Annotated in this window: 17 protein-coding genes; 11 read left to right on the forward strand and 6 right to left on the reverse strand. The window is 72.8% G+C overall.

The features are described 5' to 3' along the window. Positions 1–258: 258 nt before the first annotated feature. The 3 genes from ABZ877_RS37265 to ABZ877_RS37275 are packed head-to-tail and all read left to right on the forward strand — an operon-like array spanning position 259 to position 2249. On the forward strand, positions 259–1197 hold the full coding sequence (locus ABZ877_RS37265) for a PAC2 family protein (protein ID WP_361080622.1): 939 nt from the start codon (positions 259–261) through the stop codon (positions 1195–1197). Positions 1198–1214: 17 nt separating this feature from the next. Beyond that, a complete protein-coding gene (coaE, locus tag ABZ877_RS37270; RefSeq protein ID WP_361080624.1) occupies positions 1215–1814 on the forward strand; it encodes a dephospho-CoA kinase in 600 nt (199 codons plus the stop codon). 54 nt (positions 1815–1868) lie between these two features. After that, positions 1869–2249, forward strand: a complete 381-nt coding sequence (locus ABZ877_RS37275) for a tetratricopeptide repeat protein (RefSeq protein WP_361080626.1) — start codon at positions 1869–1871, stop codon at positions 2247–2249. 4 nt (positions 2250–2253) lie between these two features. Here ABZ877_RS37275 and ABZ877_RS37280 read toward each other — a convergent pair whose 3' ends face one another. Then, positions 2254–2526 carry a DUF6343 family protein gene (locus ABZ877_RS37280; protein ID WP_361080628.1) on the reverse strand — a complete coding sequence of 91 codons (273 nt, stop codon included), beginning with the start codon at positions 2524–2526 and terminating at the stop codon, positions 2254–2256. 116 nt (positions 2527–2642) lie between these two features. Between ABZ877_RS37280 and ABZ877_RS37285 the strand changes: the two genes are divergently transcribed. Next, complete coding sequence (locus tag ABZ877_RS37285) at positions 2643–3584, forward strand: acyltransferase domain-containing protein (RefSeq protein ID WP_361080710.1); 942 nt, start codon at positions 2643–2645, stop codon at positions 3582–3584. 136 nt (positions 3585–3720) lie between these two features. After that, on the forward strand, positions 3721–4152 hold the full coding sequence (locus tag ABZ877_RS37290; RefSeq protein WP_361080630.1) for a DoxX family protein: 432 nt from the start codon (positions 3721–3723) through the stop codon (positions 4150–4152). Between the two features lie 55 nt (positions 4153–4207). On the opposite strand, the gene ABZ877_RS37295 is transcribed toward ABZ877_RS37290, so the two are convergent. Continuing rightward, complete coding sequence (locus ABZ877_RS37295; RefSeq protein ID WP_361080632.1) at positions 4208–4696, reverse strand: RNA-binding S4 domain-containing protein; 489 nt, start codon at positions 4694–4696, stop codon at positions 4208–4210. Between the two features lie 80 nt (positions 4697–4776). On the opposite strand from ABZ877_RS37295, the gene ABZ877_RS37300 reads away from it, so the two are divergent. Beyond that, entirely contained in the window at positions 4777–5574 is a 798-nt protein-coding gene (locus ABZ877_RS37300) for a uracil-DNA glycosylase (protein WP_361080634.1), read from the forward strand. A 10-nt stretch (positions 5575–5584) separates the two neighbouring features. Next, complete coding sequence (locus tag ABZ877_RS37305; RefSeq protein ID WP_361080636.1) at positions 5585–6814, forward strand: MFS transporter; 1230 nt, start codon at positions 5585–5587, stop codon at positions 6812–6814. 9 nt (positions 6815–6823) lie between these two features. On the opposite strand, the gene ABZ877_RS37310 is transcribed toward ABZ877_RS37305, so the two are convergent. The 3 genes from ABZ877_RS37310 to ABZ877_RS37320 are packed head-to-tail and all read right to left on the reverse strand — an operon-like array spanning position 6824 to position 8361. Then, positions 6824–7231: a (2Fe-2S) ferredoxin domain-containing protein gene (locus tag ABZ877_RS37310; RefSeq protein WP_361080638.1), complete on the reverse strand. Its 408-nt coding sequence runs from the start codon at positions 7229–7231 to the stop codon at positions 6824–6826. Positions 7232–7249: 18 nt separating this feature from the next. Next, positions 7250–7915: a GntR family transcriptional regulator gene (locus ABZ877_RS37315; RefSeq protein WP_361080640.1), complete on the reverse strand. Its 666-nt coding sequence runs from the start codon at positions 7913–7915 to the stop codon at positions 7250–7252. Further along, complete coding sequence (locus ABZ877_RS37320; RefSeq protein WP_361080642.1) at positions 7912–8361, reverse strand: ATP-binding protein; 450 nt, start codon at positions 8359–8361, stop codon at positions 7912–7914. The genes ABZ877_RS37315 and ABZ877_RS37320 overlap by 4 nt, the downstream gene beginning before the upstream one ends. A 251-nt stretch (positions 8362–8612) precedes the next feature. Between ABZ877_RS37320 and ABZ877_RS37325 the strand changes: the two genes are divergently transcribed. From ABZ877_RS37325 to ABZ877_RS37335, 3 genes are all read left to right on the forward strand, one after another. After that, the gene (locus tag ABZ877_RS37325; RefSeq protein WP_361080644.1) at positions 8613–9455 is read left to right on the forward strand and encodes a helix-turn-helix transcriptional regulator; all 843 of its coding nucleotides are present in this window, start codon (positions 8613–8615) and stop codon (positions 9453–9455) included. Beyond that, entirely contained in the window at positions 9452–9658 is a 207-nt protein-coding gene (locus ABZ877_RS37330; RefSeq protein ID WP_361080645.1) for a DUF397 domain-containing protein, read from the forward strand. Before ABZ877_RS37325 ends, ABZ877_RS37330 begins: the two co-directional genes overlap by 4 nt. Positions 9659–9736: 78 nt before the next feature. After that, a complete protein-coding gene (locus ABZ877_RS37335) occupies positions 9737–10531 on the forward strand; it encodes a nucleotidyltransferase domain-containing protein (protein WP_361080647.1) in 795 nt (264 codons plus the stop codon). On the opposite strand, the gene ABZ877_RS37340 is transcribed toward ABZ877_RS37335, so the two are convergent. Further along, on the reverse strand, positions 10507–11034 hold the full coding sequence (locus ABZ877_RS37340; RefSeq protein WP_361080649.1) for a 2'-5' RNA ligase family protein: 528 nt from the start codon (positions 11032–11034) through the stop codon (positions 10507–10509). The genes ABZ877_RS37335 and ABZ877_RS37340 overlap by 25 nt on opposite strands. A gap of 150 nt (positions 11035–11184) precedes the next feature. Here ABZ877_RS37340 and ABZ877_RS37345 point away from each other — a divergent pair, with 150 nt between their 5' ends. After that, positions 11185–12960 (forward strand): FUSC family protein, encoded by a 1776-nt coding sequence (locus ABZ877_RS37345; protein ID WP_361080712.1) that lies wholly within the window; start codon positions 11185–11187, stop codon positions 12958–12960. Positions 12961–12968 lie beyond the last annotated feature (8 nt).

Below are 12968 nucleotides of genomic sequence, written 5' to 3' on the forward strand. Positions count from 1 at the left end.
GCGGGGGTGCTTTACGCGGGGGGGGCCCCACACCCCTACAACACCGCGCGATTCCTGTCTCTCCCCGCGCCCCCCCCAAATTGGGGGCGCCCCCCCACTGGTCTTTTCGCTTCAGCGCCGTGGAGGTTCGGCTGTACGGCGGGTGACCCATGTACGTGGTTGCTCGCGCCGTTCCCCGCGCCCCTTTGGGGCGCGTCCGGGAATGTCTGGGGGCTGGGTGCGCGTTCTCTCCTAGGAACACTAGGAGGAGCGGTCACAGTGCTTGATGCGCAGGATTTGTACACATGGGAGCCGAAGGGCCTTGCCGTGGTGGACATGGCGCTCGCCCAGGAGTCCGCCGGCCTTGTCATGCTCTACCACTTCGACGGATACATCGACGCGGGTGAGACCGGCGACCAGATCGTCGACCGGGTGCTCGACTCACTGCCCCACCAGGTCGTCGCCCGCTTCGACCACGACCGGCTCGTGGACTACCGGGCCCGCCGGCCGCTGCTCACCTTCAAGGGCGACCACTGGACCTCCTACGAGGTGCCCGCGATCGAGGTGCGGCTCGTCCAGGACGCCACCGGCGCGCCGTTCCTGCTCCTCGCGGGGCCCGAGCCGGACGTCGAGTGGGAGCGGTTCGCGGCGGCCGTGCAGCAGATCGTCGAGCGGCTCGGTGTCCGCCTCGCGGTGAACTTCCACGGGATTCCGATGGGCGTCCCGCACACCCGCCCCGTCGGGCTCACGCCCCACGGCAACCGTACGGATCTGGTGCCGGGGCACCGCAGCCCGTTCGACGAGGCGCAGGTGCCGGGCAGCGCCGAGGCGCTGGTCGAGTACCGGCTGATGGAGGCCGGGTTCGACGTCCTCGGTGTCGCCGCGCACGTCCCGCACTACATCGCGCGCTCCCCCTACCCGGACGCGGCGCTCACCGTCCTGGAGGCGATCACCGGCGCGACCGGGCTCGTCCTGCCGGGCATCGCGCACGGCCTGCGCACCGAGGCGCACCGCACGCAGACGGAGATCGACCGGCAGGTCCAGGCCGGGGACGAGGAACTGGTCGCGCTCGTCCAGGGTCTTGAGCACCAGTACGACGCCGCCGCCGGTGCCGAGTCGCGCGGCAACATGCTGGCCGAGCCCGCCGACATTCCCTCCGCCGACGAGATCGGCCTCGAGTTTGAGAAGTTCCTCGCCGAGCGGGAGGGCGACGCCTGAGCTTTAAGCTCTTGGTCATGGTGAAGGTGGGATTGACCGGTGGCATCGGCGCCGGGAAGAGCGAAGTGTCCCGGCTGCTCGTGGAGCGCGGAGCCGTGCTCGTCGACGCGGACAAGATCGCACGGGAGGTCGTCGAGCCCGGCACGCCGGGCCTCGCGGCCGTTGTCGAGGCGTTCGGCGAGGAGGTCCTCGCCGCCGACGGCACGCTCGACCGGCCGCGGCTCGGCTCGATCGTCTTCGCCGACGCCGACAAGCTGGCCGTTCTGAACAGCATCGTGCATCCGCTGGTCGGGGCGCGCTCCGCCGAGCTGGAGGCCGCCGCCGGGCCCGGTGCCGTCGTCGTCCACGACGTCCCGCTGCTCACCGAGAACGGGCTCGCCCCGCTCTACGACCTGGTGATCGTCGTAGACGCGAGCCCCGAGACCCAGCTCGACCGGCTGACCAGGCTGCGCGGCATGACCAAGGAGGACGCGCGGGCGCGGATGGCCGCGCAGGCCACCCGAGAGAAGCGGCGCGAGATCGCCGATGTCGTGATCGACAACGACGTACCGCTAGAACGGCTGGTGGAGCAGGTCGACGCGGTCTGGGCGGACCTGCGGCGCAGGGCGCAGGAATAGCCGTGCGCCGGGCGGTGTTGTCGCGCTCGACGTTGATCTGAGCGACAGGTCGGCATGAGGAGGGAGTTCACCGTGCCCGATGCCACCCCGGAGACGCACGTCATCGACTACCGCGCGGCCGAGCAGCTGCTGGCCGCGCGCGATCCGCGCGGTGCGGTGAAGCTCCTGGACGACGTGATCGCGGCGCACCCGGAGAACACGGCGGCCCGGCTGCTCAGGGCCCGCGCGTTCTTCGCCGCCGCGCAGTTGCGCGCCGCCGAGCTGGAGTTCTCCATCGTCCTGGAGCGCGAGCCGGACAACGCGTTCGCGCACTTCGCGCTCGCCCGGACCTACGAGCGGTGGGCGAAGCCGCAGCAGGCGCGCCGCCACTTCCGGCTCGCCGCCGCGCTCGACCCGCAGCCCGAGTACCTGGCGGCGGCCCGCTTCGACGACTGACGGCTCACGGGGCCCTTCGGTACGGTGGGACGTCGCGGCCGGGCTGGTAGTGCGGGCCCTGGCGGATGTGGCGCAGGATCATGACGACATCGACCGCCGTGATCAGCGCGAGCGCCCCGCAGGCCAGCGCCCACCACGGGCGGTGCGCCAGCGCGAAGGCGACGGTGCCGAACGCCGTCCACACCAGGCCGAACAGGGCCAGGCCGAGCCGCAGCCGCAGGGGGCTGCGCGCGGTGACCGGCTCGTCACCCGTGCGCACCGGATGTACCAGACGCATGGTCACCATCCCCTCGTGACGACAAGAGGCTCCCCCTCCAGGGTGCCACGAGCGAAGGAGCGGGCGTGCTGGACGTACTGGACGTGCTCAGGGGCGACGCGACCTGCCGGGCGTGGCTGACGAGGCTCGACGACCCGGCGATACCCCGCCTCGCGGCCGAGCTGCCGGACGCCGTCGACCTGCCTGACGTGCTGCTCGACCTCGCCGTGCCGCACGAGGACATCAACGAGCTGGTGCGGCTGCGCGCCGGCCTCGTCGCCTCGCCCGAGCTGCTCGACCTGCTGGAGCGGGCGGTCAGCGGGCTGCTGTGGCGGCCGGACGAACCGGGCGGGGGCACGGGCCTGCCGCTGTTCCCGGCGGCGGCCGGGGCGATGGGGCGCTGCTTCGCCGTGTTCGTGTTCGCGGCGGCGCTGCCCCGCACCCGCGCCCTGCACCGCGAGCGCGGCATCCCCGCCGACGTCTCCCGGCGTACCCTCGCCGACCTCGGCCGCAACCTCGCCGTGCACCGCAGGCGCTTCGGCACCACGGGCCTCTCCGTGCCCTGGTGGCCGACCCGGCACTTCCGCGGCGAGCTGTACCAACTGGGGCGGCTCCAGTTCGAGCGGTGGCGGCTCGGACGGCGCACGGGGGAGCGGCTCGCGTCCGCCGGTGCCGGGGTCGGCCCCGGTGACCTCGTGCTCGGCGTGCACATCCCGGACTTCCGCGGGCCCATGACGCCCGAGGCGTGCGACGACTCGGTGGCGCGGGCCCGCGCCTTCTTCGCACGGCACTACCCCGAGGACGGGGCCCGGATCGCGGTCTGCCACTCCTGGCTCCTGGACCCGCAGTTGCGGCGCTACTTGCCGGCCGAGTCCAACATCGTCCGCTTCCAGGACCGGTTCCGGCTCGCGTACGTGGCGAAGGAGGCGGAGGACAGCACCCCGGTCGCCTTCGTCTTCGGCGGCACCGAGACACCCCGCGAGCTGCTGCCGCGCCGGACGAGCGTCCAGCGCGCCGTCCTCGACCACCTGGACGCGGGCGGCCACTGGTATTCGGGGCAGGGCTGGTTCCGGCTGTAGTCCGGCGGGGCGGGCGCGCCGTACCCAGGTGAGCCCGGCCCGGATAAATGTGGGCTGGGCGATGAGTTCCGGGCGCGACGCCGGTCTTATCCGGTGACAGCAGCACACCGCTTCGCACCGCTCCCAGGAGACCGCCATGACGAACCTCGCCGCCGCCCCCGCCGCCTCCACCACCGCTCCCGCCCGCTCGCGGCGCGCCCGGATCGCGCTGAACACGGTCACGATCCTGCTCGCCCTGTTCTTCGGCATCGCCAGCGGTGCGCCCAAGCTGTTCGCCGCGCCCGCCGCTGTGGAGGCGTTCGACTCGATCGGGTGGGGTGCGCCGGGGATGTACGCGATCGGCCTGGTCGAGCTCGCCGGGGCGATCGGTCTGCTGATCCCGGTCCTGTCCGGGGCGGCGTCCATCGGCCTCGGCGCGCTCATGGTCGGCGCCTTCTTCACGCAGGTCGTGGCGTTCGACGGGGAGAACGCGGCGACGCCGGTCGTCTTCCTCGTGGTCCTGGCCGCCCTCGCCTGGGCGCACCGCGGCCGGAACCGGGAGCTGCTCGCCCTGCTGAAGCGCGCCTGACGGTGCGGGGCCCGTAGCACCGCCCTGGCCGGGGTCCACCGTGGTGGGCCCCGGTTCAGTGCTGCCCGGAACCGGCCTCCGGGTCCTGTCCGGGCCCTTGGCCGAAGATGCCGCGCAGGCGCTCCAGCTCCCTGCGGTCCCGCTTGGTCGGGCGGCCCGCGCCGCGGTCGCGGATGCCGACCGGGGCGACCACCTCGCGCGGCGGGGGCGGCGGCGAGTTGTCGATGTACGTCTCGGCCGCGACGGGGGCGCCGACGCGCTTGCGGATCAGGCGCTTGACCACGACGAGGCGTTCGCGCCCGCCGGGCTGGCGCACCCGCACCTCGTCGCCGACGCGCAGCGCGTACGCGGGCTTCACGCTCGCCCCGTTGACCTTGACATGGCCGCCCTTGCAGGCGGCGGCGCCCGCCGACCGCGTCTTGACCAGGCGGACGGCCCAGATCCAACTGTCCACCCGTACGCTCTCGCCGCCCGCCGGAGCCGCCGCCCGCGCGGCGCTCACCGGGTCCGGGGCCTTCGACGTCCCTGAAGTCTCCGATGCCATGCGTCGACCTTAGTACGCGCCTCACGCACCACCCCGGGCTCCGTCGATCGCCGGTGCCGCGGGGGCCTATGGTCGAAGAGATGAACGACGACGCACGCCAGGACGCCACACCCCGCGACGTACCCCGGGACGACGCACCCCAGTTCGACGCGCTCGGACGGCTCGACGAGCGGATCACGCACTGCCGGGCCTGCCCCCGCCTCGTCGACTGGCGCGAGGAGGTCGCCCGTACCAAGCGCGCGGCGTTCGCCGACGAGACGTACTGGGGCAGGCCGGTGCCCGGCTTCGGCCCGCACGACGCGTCCTTGCTGCTCATCGGGCTCGCCCCGGCCGCGCACGGCGGCAACCGCACGGGCCGCATGTTCACCGGCGACCGCTCGGGCGAAGTGCTCTACCAGGCGCTGTACGACGTCGGTCTCGCCTCCCGCCCCCACGCGACCGGCATGGACGACGGTCTGACCCTGCACGGCGTCCGCATCACGTCCCCGGTGCACTGCGCGCCGCCCGACAACAAGCCGACCACGGGCGAGCGCGACACCTGCCGCCCCTGGCTGGTGCGCGAACTGGAACTGCTGAGGCCGACCCTGCGCGCCGTCGTCGTGCTCGGCGGGTTCGGCTGGCAGGCCGCGCTGCCCGCGTTCACCGAGGCGGGCTGGACGGTGCCGCGCCCGCGCCCCGCGTTCGGCCACGGCGCCCGCGTCGACCTGGGCGGCCTGACGCTGTTCGGCTGCTACCACGTCAGCCAGCGCAACACGTTCACCGGCCGCCTCACCCCGCCCATGCTGCGCGGAGTGCTCCGCACGGCCGCCGTGGAAGCGGGCCTCGACGTGTCCCCGTTCGGCGCAACAGATCTGGAGCCGCCGCTTCCGCCTTCTTAGCTTGAAGAGGGTGACGACACCTTCCTCTGCGCCGAAGGCGCCCTCCACGCCGGCCCCGCAGACGAGCGGCCGCCCCCCGGCCGCGGCCTACCGCAATCTGATCGTGGCCACCCTCGGCTTCGCCCTCACCTTCTGGGCCTGGAACCTCGTCGCGCCGCTCGCCGGGGTCTTCGGCTCGGACCTCGGGCTCAGCTCGTTCGCCCAGTCCTTCCTCGTCGCGGTGCCGGTGCTCGTCGGCTCGCTCGGCCGCATCCCCGTCGGCGCGCTCACCGACCGCTACGGCGCCCGGCTGCTGTTTCCGCTGATCTCGGCCCTCACGATCATCCCCGTACTCCTGATCATCCCGGCCCGGCACCACTTCGGGGCGATGATCGTCGTGGCGTTTCTGCTCGGCCTCGGCGGCACCACCTTCGCCATCGGCATCCCGCTGGTGAACTCCTGGTTCCCGCCCGCGCACCGGGGCCTCGCGCTCGGCGTCTTCGGCATGGGCATGGGCGGCGTGGCACTGTCCGGCTACTTCACGCCGCGCATGGCGAAGCACGGCGAGAACCTCCCCTTCGTCGTCGTCGCCATCGCGCTCGCCGTCTACGCGGTGCTGGCCGCCGTCCTCATCACGGACCACCCGGACCGGACGATCCCCACGACGTCCCTCGGCAAGCGTCTCGGAGCCGCCGGAAGGCTCCGCGTGACCTGGGAGCTGTCCGCGCTCTACGCGATCGGCTTCGGCGGCATCGTCGCCTTCGGCGTGTACCTGCCCACCTACCTCAAGACGTGGTACGAGCTGAACCCCACGGACGCGGGCACCAAGGCGGCCGGTTTCGCGCTGGTCACGGTCGTCTTCCGACCGGTCGGCGGCTGGCTCTCGGACCGTATCCATCCGGCGACGGTCACGGCGTGGGCGCTCGCGCTCGTCGCCCTGTTCGCGATCCTCCAGGCCTTCGACCCGGCCCTGAACCCCCTCGGCACGCTCTGCTTCCTGCTGATGGCGGCGGGCCTCGGCACGGCGAGCGGCAGCGTCTTCGCCCTCGTCTCGCAGGCGACCCCACAGTCCCAGGTCGGCTCGGTCACCGGCATCGTCGGCGCGATGGGCGGCCTCGGCGGCTTCGTCCCGCCGCTGGTCATGGGCGCGATCTACAGTGCGAAGGACTCGTACTCGATCGGCTTCATGCTCCTGTCCGACCTGGCGCTTGCGGGATGCGTGTACGCGCTGGAGCGGATGCGCACCGCGAAGGCCGAATAGACGCCGGGCTCAGCGCTTCCTGCGCCGCCGGACCCGCTCGCCCTGCGCCTCGATGAACTGCAGCTCCAGCGCGGCCGGGGCGGGCGCGACCCCGGGCCCGCCCGCCTCCGCCCACGCCAGGATCTCGTCGGTGGCGTCGTCGCCCATGGACCAGCCGACCCACGCGGCCCGCCCGCCCCGGGCACGCCCCTGCCCCGACGGCTGCACCACGACGACGTTCGCCTGGTCGCACGGCCCGAGACAGTCGCTGACCCGCACCGCGAGCCGCCCCCCGGACGCGGCGGCAGCGGCCCGCAACCGCTCCAACTGCCAGTCATGGTCATAGCCGGGGTACTTGCGGGCGTCGCCACAGCAACAGCCCCGGCACACCACGAGCGTGCAGGGGCGGGTACGGGCGGCGCCTATGAGGGTGGGCACGATGCTCCTGGGGGTCGTTCACGCGGGGTTCTGGGCGTCGTCGTCGCCGAAGAGATGGCGCACTGTGGAACGGTAGTTGGTGCGTACGTGGCCCAGGGCCACGGCCCGGGCCCGCTCCGGATCACCGGCGGCCACGGCGTCGTACAGCTTGCGGTGCTCGTCGAGCTGCTGCGACCACGCCTCGTTGCGCCGCGTCAGCCAGCGCAGGCGGCCGTCGACGGGCTGCATGACGCCGATGAGGAGGCTGTTGCCCGCCATGGCGAGGAGCCGGTCGTGGAAGAGGCTGTTGATGTCGGCGATGGTCTCGTCGTCACCGGTACGGGTGGCTGCCGCCGCCCGCTCCAGCAACTCCTCCAGCCGCGCCACATCGTCCTTGCCGGCGCGCTCGGCGGCGAGCCCGGCCGCGTAGACCTCCAACGCCTCGCGCAGCTCGTACAGTTCGGCGACGTCCGTGCGGGTCAGCGTCCGTACGACGGCCCGGCGCGGCGTCTCGAACGTCACGAACCCCTCGGCGAGCAGCGCCCGGATTGCCTCCCGCGCCGGCACCCGCGACACCCCGAACCGCTCGGCCAGCTCCCGCTCCACGAGCCGGTCCCCCGGGCGCAGGCGGCCACTGATGATGTCCTGCCGCAAGGTGGCGAGCACACGCTCACGCACCGCGCCCAGGGGTTCCGCCGTTGTCATGGGTCCATCTTCGCCGATGGGCGGGGCGGCGCGGGCGCGGGGCCTCGGCCGGTCACCCGGTCGGGCCGGGCGCCCGCCGTCGCCCAGACTGTCTTGCCTGGGCCGTCCGAGCGGGGTGTGCAGCCCCAGTCGTCCGCGAGTGCGGCTACGAGGAGGAGGCCCCGGCCGGACTCGTCGTCGGGGGCGGCCGGCTTGTGGGGCAGGCGTTCGCCTCGGGTGTCGGTGACCGCGATGCGGTAGGTGCTGGGAGCGGTGCGGGTGAGGCTCAGGTGGAAGTCGCGGCCCGGGACGTGTCCGTGGTGGACGGCGTTTGCGGTGAGTTCGGCTGTGATCAGGGTCAGGGTCTCGTTCAGGGGGCTGGTGTAGGGGTGGCCCCACGCGTCCAGGCGGTGGGAGACGAGGCGGCGGGCGAGGCGGGCTCCGCGTGGCGTTGAGGTGAAGCGCAAGGGGCCCGGTTGTCGGTGACCTGCGGGTCGCCGGGGTGAACTTCCGTTCGGGTGGCAGGCCTTATCGAATATGCCCGTTTTGGCGAGTTGGGTTATTGCTGAGAGTGGTCGGGGTGGACGTGCGTAGCGTTGAGCGGGCCGACGGGTGAGTTTTGTACGCGTTGGATCGTGTGTTGTACGCGGGCTGCGGCGTGACGGGGTTGTGGGGGCGGGGAGTTGTTCCGGGGAGGGCGACCGTGAAAGGGGCCGGTGTGGACGTGGACGTGGGTGCCGCCGAGGTTGGTGGTGGCGGTGAGGATGCCAGCGGGGTGCTGGTGTCGTTCGGGCGGCAACTGAAACGCTTCCGTGAGTGGAAGGGGCTCACCCGGGCCGAGCTTGGTGCGGGGACCGGGTATTCGGCGGCGACCATCGCGTCCTTCGAGCAGGGGCGGCGGATTCCTCCGGCCCGGTTCATCGAGAGCGCCGATGAGGTGCTTGGGGCGCATGGGGTGCTGCGGGAGCGGGTGGACGAGGTTGAGCGGGCGCAGTATCCGGGGTTCTTCCAGGGGGCAGCGAAGTTGGAGGCCAAGGCGGTTGCGCTGCATGTCTACGACAATCACGTGGTCAATGGGTTGTTGCAGACCGAGGAGTACGCGGAGGCGGTGTTCCGTATGCGACGGCCCCTGCTGGACGAGGACACCGTTGCCCAGCGAGTGGCTGCCCGATTGCGGCGGCAGGACATCTTCGCCCGCACGCCTATGCCGACCATCAGCTTCGTGATCGAGGAGGCCGTGTTCCGCCGCCCCATTGGTGGTGGGTCTGTCATGCGGGGGCAGCTTGAGCAGTTGCTTCTGCACGCGCAGCGACGCAACGTGGAGATCCAGGTGATGCCGCTCCTGCGAGCCGAACACGCTGGTTTGGCCGGGCCGTTCACTCTGATCGAGACGAAGGAGGGGCGCAGGGTTGCGTATGTAGAGGCACACAAGGAGAGCCGCCTCTTCACGGAGCGGAGTTCTGTCCGTGACTTCGAGGAGCAGTATGGAATCCTCAGGGCTCAGGCGCTCACGCCGAGTGAGTCGCTGGCCCTCGTGGAGCGGTTGCTGGGAGAGACATGAACGTCGAAGAGTCGGTGCCGGGCGTGGCTGAGCTGGCTTGGTTCAAGAGCAGCTACAGCAGTGGCGAAGGTGGGCAGTGCGTCGAGGTCGCCACAAGCGCCGGGGCGGTCCATGTGCGTGACACCAAGGACAGGGCCCGAGGCATGGTGGACGTGGCACCGTCGGCTTGGTCGGCGTTCGTGGGGTTCGCGGTGCGCGGCTGACGTCTGGCGGGATGAGGGCCACCCGGGGCGTCGGGTAATCGGCAGGTGTGAAGGGTGGGGCCTCGTTACCGTGGCCCCGTGACCGAACTCGACGACGATGCCTTTCTCGATCGGCTGGCCGACCGGCTCGCCGCCCTCCCCGGTGTGCGCGCCGTCAGTCTCGGTGGGTCGCGGGCGCAGGGGACGTACACCGAGGCCAGTGACTGGGACACCGCTGTGTACTACCGGGGGAGCGAGGGTGTCTTCGCGCCGCGGTATCTGCGGGAAGCCGGCTGGGAAGGGGAGGTCTCCGAGATCGGGGAGTGGGGCGGGGGTGTGTTCAACGGCGGGGCGTGGCTGGATGTCGAGGGGCGGCGGGTCGATGTGCACTACCGGGATCTTGAGAGCGTCGAGCATGAGCTGAGTGAGGCCGAGGCCGGGCGGTTCCGGGTGGAGCCGTTGATGTTTCATCTCGCCGGGATCCCGTCGTACATCGTCGTCGCGGAGCTGGCCGTCAACCGGGTGCTGAGGGGAGACGCGCCCGGCGTCGGCACGTACCCCGCCGCCTTGCGGAAGGCCGCGCCCGAGGAGTGGTGGGGCCGCGCCGACATCACCTTGCGCTACGCCCGCCAGGGCAATGTGCCGCTCGGGGGACGTACCGAGGTCGTCGGGGCCGTCGCCGTCGCCGCCATGCAGGCCGGGCACGCCGTGCTCGCCGCGCGCGGGGAGTGGGTGACCAATGAGAAGCGGTTGCTGGCGCGGGCCGGGTTGCGGGGGATCGACGACCTGCTCGCTGATACGGGGACGGGCCTCGGTGAGCTTGTCGATCGGGCGCGGGAGGTGCTTGGGCGTGCTGTGCGGGACGCCCGTCAGCAGGGGCCCGTCAGCGGGTAGTCCGCCGCGTCCCGCCAGCCTGTGCCCGGGCCGTCCGTGATGATCAGGCGGACGGAGCGGATCTTCGCGTGCAGGGGGAGGGCGTGCGTGAACGTGGTGGTCGGGAGGGTGTCCGTGCCCTCGCCGCTCGCCAGTGTCAGATGCGGGTCCAGGCCCTCGTCGCCGAAGACGCCGCGATAGGGCACCGCTTCCGGCCAGCGTTCGCGGACGGACTTCGTCAGCGTGCGGAACGGGTCCGCCGGGGACGGGTGCAGATAGAGGACGCCGGGCCAGCGGCGCACCTCGGAGAACGTGCAGGTGAACGGCGGGATCGCGGTGAGGAGCGCTCGGAGAGCCGCTTCCGTGTCCGGCGTGATGCGGCTCACGGGCAGGAACGGGTAGAGCACCGTCACGTGGGCACGTGAACCCGTGCGGACCAGCGGGTCCGCCTCCGGGACATGGATCGTCAGGGCAGTGTCGCCCGGCGTGTCGGGCCAGCCGTCCGCCTCGTTCGTCGTGGGCACAGGAAAGTGTCACATCACGGAAACGTGGGCGTTCCCGCACCTCCCGCCCCATCCCTTACCGTTGAGGTACTGATTCCGGTTCCCGATTCAGGCTGGCCGATGTCGTCCGGCGCCACCGCGTCCTCGTACGACAGGAGCCTGCGCAGCATCATGATCCGCCCGCACACCCTTCCGCCCTGGCTCGGCCACGCCCTGCGCGCCCAGCGTGCGCCCGTGCCGTGGCCCGCCGTCGTGCGCGGGGCGCTCGCCGCCGGGCCCCTGCTCCTCGCCGGGGTGCTCGCCGGGCAGGCGTCCAGCGGGGTGCTGCTCGCGCTCGGGGCCCTGCTCGCCGGGAACCTGGACCGGCCGGGCACCCGGCGCGCCGCCCTCACCCGGCTCGGCGGGCCCGCGCTCGCCGGGGCGCTCGGGATGGTCCTCGGCGCCTGGCTCGCCGGGGGCGGCTGGGTGATGGTCGGGGCGTTCGTCGTGCTCGGGCTGGCGGGCGGGGCGCTGAGCGCCGCCGGGCCCGTCGCGTCCGGGGCCGGGACGCAACTGCTGGTGACCGCCGCCATGAGTGCGGGCATGCCGTTGCCGGAGAGCGGGTGGCAGCGGGCCGGGCTGTTCCTGTGCGGCGCCGGTTGGCTGATTCTGCTGCGTCTCGTGCTGCCGTCGCCCGTGCGCGGGCAGCGGCTCGGATACCTGTACGACGGTGAGCGCGCCGCTGTCGCCGCGGTGTACGAGGCCGTCGCCGGGCTGCTGCGCGCCGCCGGTGGACCCGACGCCCGTACGCGGCGCGTCGCCCTGACCGCCGCGCTCGACCACGCGCAGGACGCCCTCCGCGGGCGCTCGCCCGGAACGCGGCGGCTGCGGGCACAGCTCGGGGCCGCGCTGTCGCTGGCCGAGGCGGCGACCGCGCTCGCCTGGGCCGGAGCGCCCGTCCCTGCCCGCGCGGCGGAGGGGCCCGCGCGGCTCGCCGCCGCCGTACGGTCCGGGGCGCCCGTCGGGCCGCTGCCCGCGCCGGCCCGCACGGACACGGGGCTGCGGGCCCTCGACGACGCGCTGCTCCGGGCCGCCGAAGTGTTCGACCGGGGGAGCGGCGCCGGGAGCGACGTTCCGCGCCGCCGGTCCCTCGCGACGGGGCTGCGCCGGATGACCGGGCCCGCCGGGCGGGAGTACGGGGTGCGGGTCGGGCTCTCCTTCGGGGCCAGCGCCGCCGTCGCCCAGGCGTTGCAGCCCGCGCACGCGTACTGGCTGCCCGTCACCGCCGTCTTCCTCGTCAAGCCCGACCTCGGACCGCTGGCCTCGCGTGTCCTGTGCCGGGCCGCCGGAACCGTCGCGGGCGCGCTCCTCTTCGCCGGGCTCGCCATGGTGCTGCCGCACCCCTTCGGGCTGGTCGCGCTCGTGGCCGTGTGCGGGGCGCTCATCCCCGTCTCCCTGCGCCACTTCGCCGCGCAGACCGCCGTCATCACCGTCTTCGTCCTCGCGCTGATCATGGTCGGCGGGCAGCCGGCGGCCTCCTGGAGCCGGATCTACGAGACGCTGCTCGCCTGCGCCCTCGTCCTCGTCGCCGGACACCTGCCGTGGCCCGGCGCGCACCACGGCGGTGGCGTACGGACGCGGATCGCTGCCGCTCGGGAAGCCGCGCATGTGTACGTGGCGCATGTGCTCAGCGAGGAGACCGTGGGTGACCGGGTCGGGCGGTGGGCGCTGCGGCGGGAGGCGTACCGGGCGCTCGCGGAGGCGTCGGCGGCGGTGGAGCTGGCCGCGGCCGAGCTGCCTGTGCTGGCGCGGCACTCGGACGAGTCGCGGCGGGTCACTGTCGTGCTTGAGCGGTTGGTGGACGCGGCTACGGCTTGTGCGGTGCGGGTGGATGTCGCCGGTGGGGTGTCGGCGCGGGATGCTGCGCGGATCGGGGGGTTGTTGGAGGAGGCGGAGTTTGCGGCCTAGCGGTTTGC

Origin of the sequence: Streptomyces sp. NPDC046939 (assembly GCF_040644575.1) — a bacterium.
Classification (GTDB): domain Bacteria; phylum Actinomycetota; class Actinomycetes; order Streptomycetales; family Streptomycetaceae; genus Streptomyces.

What these genes read in the sequence shown, in the direction of transcription:
- coaE (WP_361080624.1), top strand. Translation starts at nt 1,215, where the DNA reads ATGGTGAAGGTGGGATTGACCGGTGGCATCGGCGCCGGGAAGAGCGAA.
- ABZ877_RS37275 (WP_361080626.1), top strand. Translation starts at nt 1,869, where the DNA reads ATGAGGAGGGAGTTCACCGTGCCCGATGCCACCCCGGAGACGCACGTC.
- ABZ877_RS37280 (WP_361080628.1), bottom strand. Translation starts at nt 2,526, where the DNA reads ATGCGTCTGGTACATCCGGTGCGCACGGGTGACGAGCCGGTCACCGCG.
- ABZ877_RS37290 (WP_361080630.1), top strand. Translation starts at nt 3,721, where the DNA reads ATGACGAACCTCGCCGCCGCCCCCGCCGCCTCCACCACCGCTCCCGCC.
- ABZ877_RS37295 (WP_361080632.1), bottom strand. Translation starts at nt 4,696, where the DNA reads ATGGCATCGGAGACTTCAGGGACGTCGAAGGCCCCGGACCCGGTGAGC.
- ABZ877_RS37300 (WP_361080634.1), top strand. Translation starts at nt 4,777, where the DNA reads ATGAACGACGACGCACGCCAGGACGCCACACCCCGCGACGTACCCCGG.
- ABZ877_RS37315 (WP_361080640.1), bottom strand. Translation starts at nt 7,915, where the DNA reads ATGACAACGGCGGAACCCCTGGGCGCGGTGCGTGAGCGTGTGCTCGCC.
- ABZ877_RS37330 (WP_361080645.1), top strand. Translation starts at nt 9,452, where the DNA reads ATGAACGTCGAAGAGTCGGTGCCGGGCGTGGCTGAGCTGGCTTGGTTC.
- ABZ877_RS37345 (WP_361080712.1), top strand. Translation starts at nt 11,185, where the DNA reads ATGATCCGCCCGCACACCCTTCCGCCCTGGCTCGGCCACGCCCTGCGC.